The sequence below is a fragment of the uncultured Helicobacter sp. genome (assembly GCF_937906905.1).
Lineage (GTDB): Bacteria > Campylobacterota > Campylobacteria > Campylobacterales > Helicobacteraceae > Helicobacter_B.
Genome location: NZ_CALERY010000011.1, coordinates 132,360 through 139,523 on the forward strand (window position 1 = coordinate 132,360; position 7,164 = coordinate 139,523).

11 protein-coding genes are annotated in these 7,164 nt (G+C 47.4%); all 11 read left to right on the forward strand.

Annotated features, from left to right (window positions below; translation table 11 throughout):
* Window position 1 precedes the first annotated feature (1 nt).
* Window positions 2-487, forward strand: a complete 486-nt coding sequence (locus Q0171_RS03285) for a hypothetical protein (protein ID WP_299326732.1) — start codon at window positions 2-4, stop codon at window positions 485-487.
* The gene (locus Q0171_RS03290) at window positions 484-2,295 is read left to right on the forward strand and encodes a hypothetical protein (protein ID WP_299326734.1); all 1,812 of its coding nucleotides are present in this window, start codon (window positions 484-486) and stop codon (window positions 2,293-2,295) included. Before Q0171_RS03285 ends, Q0171_RS03290 begins: the two co-directional genes overlap by 4 nt.
* Before the next feature lie 25 nt (window positions 2,296-2,320).
* Window positions 2,321-3,082 (forward strand): hypothetical protein, encoded by a 762-nt coding sequence (locus Q0171_RS03295; protein ID WP_299326736.1) that lies wholly within the window; start codon window positions 2,321-2,323, stop codon window positions 3,080-3,082.
* Window positions 3,083-3,272: 190 nt separating this feature from the next.
* The gene (locus Q0171_RS03300; protein ID WP_299326738.1) at window positions 3,273-3,677 is read left to right on the forward strand and encodes a hypothetical protein; all 405 of its coding nucleotides are present in this window, start codon (window positions 3,273-3,275) and stop codon (window positions 3,675-3,677) included.
* The gene (locus tag Q0171_RS03305; protein WP_299326740.1) at window positions 3,677-3,898 is read left to right on the forward strand and encodes a hypothetical protein; all 222 of its coding nucleotides are present in this window, start codon (window positions 3,677-3,679) and stop codon (window positions 3,896-3,898) included. The genes Q0171_RS03300 and Q0171_RS03305 overlap by 1 nt, the downstream gene beginning before the upstream one ends.
* A complete protein-coding gene (locus tag Q0171_RS03310; protein ID WP_299326742.1) occupies window positions 3,895-4,257 on the forward strand; it encodes a hypothetical protein in 363 nt (120 codons plus the stop codon). The genes Q0171_RS03305 and Q0171_RS03310 overlap by 4 nt, the downstream gene beginning before the upstream one ends.
* A 3-nt stretch (window positions 4,258-4,260) precedes the next feature.
* Window positions 4,261-5,256, forward strand: coding sequence for an NAD(P)-dependent oxidoreductase (locus tag Q0171_RS03315; RefSeq protein ID WP_299326744.1), 996 nt, complete (start codon window positions 4,261-4,263; stop codon window positions 5,254-5,256).
* A gap of 20 nt (window positions 5,257-5,276) precedes the next feature.
* Window positions 5,277-5,573: a hypothetical protein gene (locus Q0171_RS03320; protein WP_299326746.1), complete on the forward strand. Its 297-nt coding sequence runs from the start codon at window positions 5,277-5,279 to the stop codon at window positions 5,571-5,573.
* Entirely contained in the window at window positions 5,570-5,809 is a 240-nt protein-coding gene (locus Q0171_RS03325) for a hypothetical protein (protein WP_299326748.1), read from the forward strand. Before Q0171_RS03320 ends, Q0171_RS03325 begins: the two co-directional genes overlap by 4 nt.
* A gap of 170 nt (window positions 5,810-5,979) precedes the next feature.
* Window positions 5,980-6,273 (forward strand): hypothetical protein, encoded by a 294-nt coding sequence (locus tag Q0171_RS03330; RefSeq protein WP_299326750.1) that lies wholly within the window; start codon window positions 5,980-5,982, stop codon window positions 6,271-6,273.
* Between the two features lie 17 nt (window positions 6,274-6,290).
* Window positions 6,291-7,164 (forward strand): hypothetical protein (locus Q0171_RS03335; protein WP_299326752.1); only part of this gene is annotated, 874 nt, incomplete at its 3' end.

The following is a 7,164-nucleotide window of genomic DNA, read 5'->3' on the forward strand; positions in this document are numbered from 1 at the left end:
CATGAGCGGAATCTATACCAAAGTCTTTACTAAATGCAACAAACCTCTAGAATCTATCCATGCGCTTGATGATGAGCTCATGACACTTTTACGCCCTGTAGTAGATTCCAAGGCAGTGATTCTAAGCGAACATGTGGATTTCTCATTTCTAAGCCTGGGGCTAAAACCAGCCCAAGTGCATCAAGCATTTGGGCTGATCGATCCTGCAAGCTTTGTTTATGCAGAGTGGGCGAGCAAACCACGCACCATGCCATTTATACCAAAAGACTTTCTCGTCATACGCAATACCCCCGCACGCCAGAATCCAGCTATACAAGCTGTGCCACGCGACGAAAATGAGCAAAAATCACGCGAGACATTTGGCGCACTCATGCGTGGAGACTACCCCTACAAACTCATTGCCCAAAGTGCGCATTTCCTGGTTTTCGCCAACACAGATACCGCACATAGCAATATCACTAAACCAACCCACAAGGAGAATCCATGAGTCTTTATATAAAAACCACCTCCCTACTTCAAACCCTAGAATCTAAAGTAGATTCTCTCTACACGCGCTTTGCAGGCGAGCGTGTATTATATGCGATTGCTTGCACATTTTTAGGCTTTGTTATCGCGCTTTTCTTGCTTGCGACACTTGGCTTCATCGCGCATATCCCCATAAACAAATTCTATTTACCCATAGCTTTTATCCTAAGTCTTATACCACTTTTTACCCTGCGTAAAATGCGATTAGGGGGGGGGCAGCCATTATTACAAGATTTATCGCAAGCCAGCACACAAAAATCCCAGCAGATTCTTGCATGGGGTATTGTCATACTAGGGTTTAGCATGTCTTTGCTCGCGGCTTGGGCACTTTATGACTACTCGTGGGATGGGAGAGCCTATCATCAAATCGGTATCTACTATCTAGCAAATGACTGGAATCCAGTATGGCAGAAAATGGCTGACCTAAAGGAGCTTGCCCCCTACCTAAGCCACGAGATTTGGGTGGAGCATTATATGAAATTCAGCGAGATTGTCGCGGCTTGTATTTATAGTGTGTTTTCACATAATATTGAGCTAGGCAAGGCGGTCAATTTTATTGCATTTTTTGGGGCGTTTTTCTATGGCATAAGTGTGATTGCTAAATTCCTACGCCCACTACACGCCATCATCGCAAGCTTCTTGCTTAGCTTCTCGCCAACTCTTGTTGCGCAAATCGCCTCTTACTATGTCGATGGGCTGCTTGCGACTGCACTGCTTGTGGTGTTTTTAGCCATTGTCGATAGAGAATACTACCGCACACAGCTCGCGCGCAATCCGCAAGACACGCTCCTGCGCAAGTCCCTACGCCAGCGATCTTGTGTCCTAGCTCTAGCTCTGCTTGCAAGTGCTAGCATTAAGCTAACAGGACTAGCGTATGCAGGGTTTATCGGGCTAGCGTATCTTGGCTATGTGCTGTGGTTTTATGGAGTGAGAGAGAGCAAGGGGATTTTGCTTACAGGGCTTGTGGCAGGAGGGCTTATCATCGCATGCAATGCCAATCCACTACTTACCAACATCGCCAAAGGCAAGCACCCGGGCTACCCCCTACTAGGTAAGGAGAAAATCGACATCATCATAGGACAGCAGCCAGAAGCATTTAACGACTTTAACTCTGCAAAAAAGCTTTTTTATTCACTTTTTTCACGCACTCAAAACTGCATCAAAGACTGCACGCCAGTGCTTAAAGTCCCCTTTTCTTTCGATAAAGATGAAAGACTGCAGATTGATACGAGAGTCGCTGGTTTTGGCGTGCTTTTCAGTGGAATGATTGTGCTAAGTGTGCTATTTGTCTTGCTTTGCCGCGCACATTTACGGCGCAAACAAATTCTAGCACTCCTTGGGCTTGTGCTTGCCAGTGTGCTTATCAATCCAGAAGCCTGGTGGGCGCGCTATGCCCCACAGCTATATTTCCTCCCTATCATAATCCTAGCCCTTAGCTACTATCTCGCGCCTAAACCATTTGGCTCTCTTATGCGACTTGCGCTGCTTGTGAGTATTTGTATAAACCTGGCATTCTATATTGATGTTGCTTATCGCAGTGGCAAAGGCTACAAAAAGCACATTGCCCATACAATCACCCAAGCCAAAGAGCATATCCAAAGTGGCGAAGAGCTGCTTATCTACTCTGGAGGTATGGAGCATTCATTGCTTATCAAACTCAATGAAGCAGGCGTGCCATTCACAAGAGTCTATGACAAAGATGACGCAAGGCTTGAGAGAGTCCCAGGCTCACTTTGGGATATCTCGTGGAATATCAAATCCCAGCAGTAGCACGATTTAAAGGAGCTAGCCATAGATGAGCCACCCCAATCCCCCAAACACTAGAATCCAAAAAGACGAGCAAAGCCCCAGACGAATGCTAAGGGCATTGCTGGATTTTACATTTTTGCGCTATTGCATAGTGGGCGCACTGGCTAGTGGGGTGTTTTATTGCGTGGCAAATCTCTCGGCACTGCTTTTAAAAGTGGATTCTAGGAGTGAAGCACAAAACCTAGAATCCACTTTTGAAAATGCCCAAAATGCAAGCGAGTCAGCACAGGATTCTAATGCTTTTACTCAAAATGCCCAAAATTTAGAAACACCACAGGCGGCTAACAGACAACTCCAAAATGCAAGCAAGCTAGCACAGGATTCTAGGATTTGCGATGAGAAATGTGGGTTGCAAGGAAAATCGCAAGGGAGTTACCTAGATGGTAATGACCGCCGCGATTTTTCGCCACTTCCGCATTTATCGCGCAAAGCCGAATCCACCAAAGAAGCCCGACACTCACAGATGCCCACTCTACTAGGCTCTCTCGCCAGCTTCATCTTCGGCTACTTCGCGCAAATGCGCCTAGCATTCCGCGCCTACCCCAACCACAGCACAATGCTACCGCGCTACCTTGCCCTGCTAGCTCTCATTGCCATCTACGCCCAAGCCATCACCTATCTTGGCGCGTTTTTCACGCTCTCCTACTATCTCATCAGCGCATTTATCGCGCTAAGTGTGCCGCTTTTCTCTTATCCGTTACAAAAGTTATGGGTGTTTGCTTCTAGTGGGGGGGGGGCGACTAAGTAAGGATTCAGCTTTTGGGCTAGAATCGTGGATTTCATCGCCGCGCTTCGTCGATAGACCTCAAGTCTTATTTTCCTTGCGCGGCTTGAAAAGCCACGATTCTATCTCCAAAATCTTAGAATCCTTATTTTTATTGTCATTGCGAGCTTTGCCTAGCAAAGCGTGGCAATCTCCACTCTGTCATTGCGAGCCAATGAAATCGGCGTGGCAATCCATAAAATCCATACAACCCTACACCAAATCCCTAGAATCCATTTTTCAAAACGAGGATTCTAGGGGTAATGCCCTTCTCTCCCCATTTTTGTGGCTCTTTGGGATTGCGCCACGCCCATCTATACGCCCCTTGCTCTTTGCACACTCCAGCAACAATCCCAATATACACACCCCTTTTGCTGCCGCAAAACTTATGGATTGCCACGCAACCGCTAGCGCGCTTGCTCGCAATGACAGAAATAACGCCGCTTTTCAAAGCATAGCTTCTTTAGAAAAAGTGGATTCTAGGAGCAAAGCCCAGCCAACTCACCACGATTCTAAGCATTGCAGTGGGGCTTTGCACTCAATACCTAAACCAAAACACCGCAGGCGGCAGGATTTTTGATGAAAAAGCCAACGCCAAAGTCAAGCAAAAACAACGCTCAAAGTCTAAGCGAGCAAGCAAAGGATTCTAGGATTTTGGAGCTACAAATCGGGGTTTTTCAAGGCTCGCAAGGAGATAAGACTAGTGGTCTATCGACGCTGCGAGCCGATGAAATCCACGATTTTAGCCCAAAAGCCGAATCCTCCAAAACACCCAATCCCATTTCTAAGGAGTATGTATGATTGCTTTTATCCCTCTTATTCTCTTCTCTGTCCTACTCAATGCCACCGCCCAGCTGCTACTCAAGCGCGGTATGAGCGAGCTTGGCGAGCTAACTCTAAGCCTTAGCTTTATCCTAAAGGGCATGCTAAACCCCTTTATCCTAGGGGGCTTGGCGATCTATGCCATTAGTATTGTGAGCTGGCTTATCGTGCTAGCACGCGTGAATGTCTCTATCGCTTATCCTTTCCTTAGCATAGGCTTTATTTTCTCCGCTGTGGTGGCGTATTTCGCCTTTGGCGAGCCGCTGAGCTTGCAAAAGATTGTAGGCATAGCACTCATCTGCGCTGGGCTTGTGTTTTTGACTTTTAGCAGGGGGTAGGCTATGCGCTATATTGTCCTTGGTGGGAGCGGGTTTGTGGGCTCCTACACGATTGCCGCCCTTGTAGAATCTATGGCTAAAAACCGCATAGAAAAGGCAGAAATTTTCTGCCTAGATCGCGTGCCAAACCCTGCGCTAGAGTCTCTAAGCACCTTTGTGCTTTGTGATTTGCTGCAAGGCTTTGATTTTAAGCTAGATTCTAGCGACATCATTATCCACCTAGCCGCTAGAGCTTACGCGCCAAAGCCGCCCTTAAAGCCCTTTGGCTTAAAGGCGTTGGAGCAGTATTTCTATGAAGTCAATGTCGCTGGCACGCAAGCCCTGCTGAAGTCAATGCTAGAATCTAACGCGCACAAGCTTATCTACTTTAGCACCGATATGGTCTATGGCAAGCCTGCTTACTTGCCTATAGATTCTAGCCACACTCGCGCACCCTTTGGCTACTATGGCGCAAGCAAGGTGCAAGCAGAAGATCTAATCGCCAAGGCAAGGCAGCAGGGCATAAATGCAAGCATTTTCCGCCCTAGGATTATCGTAGGAGCTGGGCGGTATGGGATTTTGACCAAGCTTTTTACACTTATTGCCCACTCTTTGCCTGTGCCACTTATCGGCGATGGGAGCAACTGCTACCAAATGATTAGCGTGCAAGACTGCGCCCAAGCCATCATCTGCGCCATAGAAAAAAGCTTCCCCAACAACGCCTACAACCTAGGCTCGCACAACCCCCCTACGATCAAAACCCTTTTAGGCGATCTCATCGCGCAAGCAGGATCAAAAAGCATTCTTATCCCCACGCATTCAAAAAGCGTGAAACTCGCCCTAAGTGTGCTAGAGACTCTTGGAGTGCCGCTAATGTATAAGGAGCAATATGCCATAGCGGACTGCCAATATATCGTCGATATTAGTAGCACGCAAGCAGAGCTAGGGTGGAATCCACTCTATAACGATGGCGATATGCTCCTAGCTGCCTATAAGCAGTATTTACACACCAAGCCATAAGCACATTAGCTTTTTGAATCGTGGATTTCTATGGACCCTATTGCGGATTCTATGCGGTTACGCACGCCAAGCGTGCGTTCTTGAGAGTCCTTGAAAGCCCTGATTCATCATCGCAAAACAAGCCAAGCTATGTTTATAAAGAAACTGCGCTTCGCTTGTTTTCTAAAGAAATCCATAAGCTAACGGATTCTATCGACAACGCCACTTTCCTATCATCAGCTCTCCTCAAGCAGGCACAATCTCCATCGCTCCTAGAATCTCGCGCAAATCTTAGCTATACTCTCGCTTTGCAATCCCAAACTAAGGAGCAAACATGAGCTTTGCCAATACCTACACTCAGCGCCTGCGCAAAATCGCGCGATCCTATGTCCTGCCAGCCCAAGAGATTTGTGATATTTTGGATTCTAGGCTTGACTTCTCCAGTCTGCGCACGATCGCAGATTTTGGCGCGGGGACGCTGTTTTTTAGCGAATACTTTGCTAGCAGATTAAACCGCCCAAATGCTAATAGCGCGCTAGAATCCATTGGGGGGGGCAGCATGAAACGGATTTAGCCTGCAAGCTAGAATCGTCACAAGAGCCAACATCGCAAGGCAAAGTCATAGCCATTGATTCAATCTATCATCATATTACACCTAGCACCCCCTGCCCCAATATCACGCTCGAGCCAGATCTCTTCCACGCTCTTGCACACTACACATTTGACTGCTTTTTTGCCAGCGATGTGCTGCACCATTTATCCCCAGACTTCACGCAAAAGCTCCTAGAATCCATAGCCCATATCCCCACAATCATCATCAAAGACATTGATGGCTCTCATCGATTTGGCAGCTTTATGAACGCCACGCACGATCTGGTGTTCAACCACGAAAAAGTCCGCATGATTTACCCAACTAAGCTAGAATCCACGCTTGCAGATTTTGGATTTACTTGCAGCTACTACTATCTCCCTAAGCTCTGGTATCCACATTTTCTTCTTATCGCCACTAGGCGTGCTAGCGACACCCAAGCACAATAAACTCACAAAGGACTCCCATGAGCCAAATTCATCATACAAACAGAGACTACGCCCTAGACATCTTGCGCGGGATTTGTGTCATTAGTATCGTGCTAATCCACACGACATTTTGGAGTGGCGGGAGCTATGTGCCACAAGCAGTGCAGAGCCTCTCACTGCTTATTGATGTGCCTGCATTTTTCTTTATCGCAGGAGCGAGTCAAGCCTATGCCAAGCAGATAAACCCCCTACCCTCAATTTGGAAGATGATTGCATATTTTGCCGTGGCAATCGCGCTCTATGATATTTATGCCTGGATTCGCACAGGTGAGCTATCATTTGTCGCGACATTTAGCGCCCTCACACTGCATGGATTCTCCACACCGCTTTTACCCGTGCTCGGTGGGTCGTATTGGTTTGTGCCGGTGTTTTGCGTGGTGGGGATTCTAGGTGGGATAGTTCTGCGCTATGTGCGCTTACGCACTGGGATTCTCGCAGGGCTAGTGGGGCTAGGTGCGCTGCTTACATATACTTATGTCTATGCAGGTAGGGCGGAGTTTCAGGGCTCGTTTTTTGGCGTGGGGACGCAGTATCTGCTTTTTTACACAGCGCTTTTTGTGCTTGGATTTTGCTTCATCAAATCAAGCAATAGACGCGCATATAGCATGACTTTCATACTTGTAGGGGCGATTGGCTTTATTGCCACAGAGCTCTTTCATAAGCTTGGGCTTCCTGCTGGCATACCAAGCCTCTCAAATCTCCAAGCCCATAAGTTCCCACCCTCCCTACCCTATATCCTCGCCTCATGCTTTAGCCTAGGGTTGTTGCTCTTTTTCTATCAATACCTATCTAAATGCAATCTCGCGCAAATTCTCCAGCAATCACGCATAGTGCTTGCACGCGCAAATAATC

Bases quoted from the DNA above. Each gene is read 5' to 3' on its own strand.
- Q0171_RS03285 (WP_299326732.1), top strand. From the start codon at position 2: ATGAGCGGAATCTATACCAAAGTCTTTACTAAATGCAACAAACCTCTA.
- Q0171_RS03290 (WP_299326734.1), top strand. From the start codon at position 484: ATGAGTCTTTATATAAAAACCACCTCCCTACTTCAAACCCTAGAATCT.
- Q0171_RS03295 (WP_299326736.1), top strand. From the start codon at position 2,321: ATGAGCCACCCCAATCCCCCAAACACTAGAATCCAAAAAGACGAGCAA.
- Q0171_RS03300 (WP_299326738.1), top strand. From the start codon at position 3,273: ATGAAATCGGCGTGGCAATCCATAAAATCCATACAACCCTACACCAAA.
- Q0171_RS03305 (WP_299326740.1), top strand. From the start codon at position 3,677: ATGAAAAAGCCAACGCCAAAGTCAAGCAAAAACAACGCTCAAAGTCTA.
- Q0171_RS03310 (WP_299326742.1), top strand. From the start codon at position 3,895: ATGATTGCTTTTATCCCTCTTATTCTCTTCTCTGTCCTACTCAATGCC.
- Q0171_RS03315 (WP_299326744.1), top strand. From the start codon at position 4,261: ATGCGCTATATTGTCCTTGGTGGGAGCGGGTTTGTGGGCTCCTACACG.
- Q0171_RS03325 (WP_299326748.1), top strand. From the start codon at position 5,570: ATGAGCTTTGCCAATACCTACACTCAGCGCCTGCGCAAAATCGCGCGA.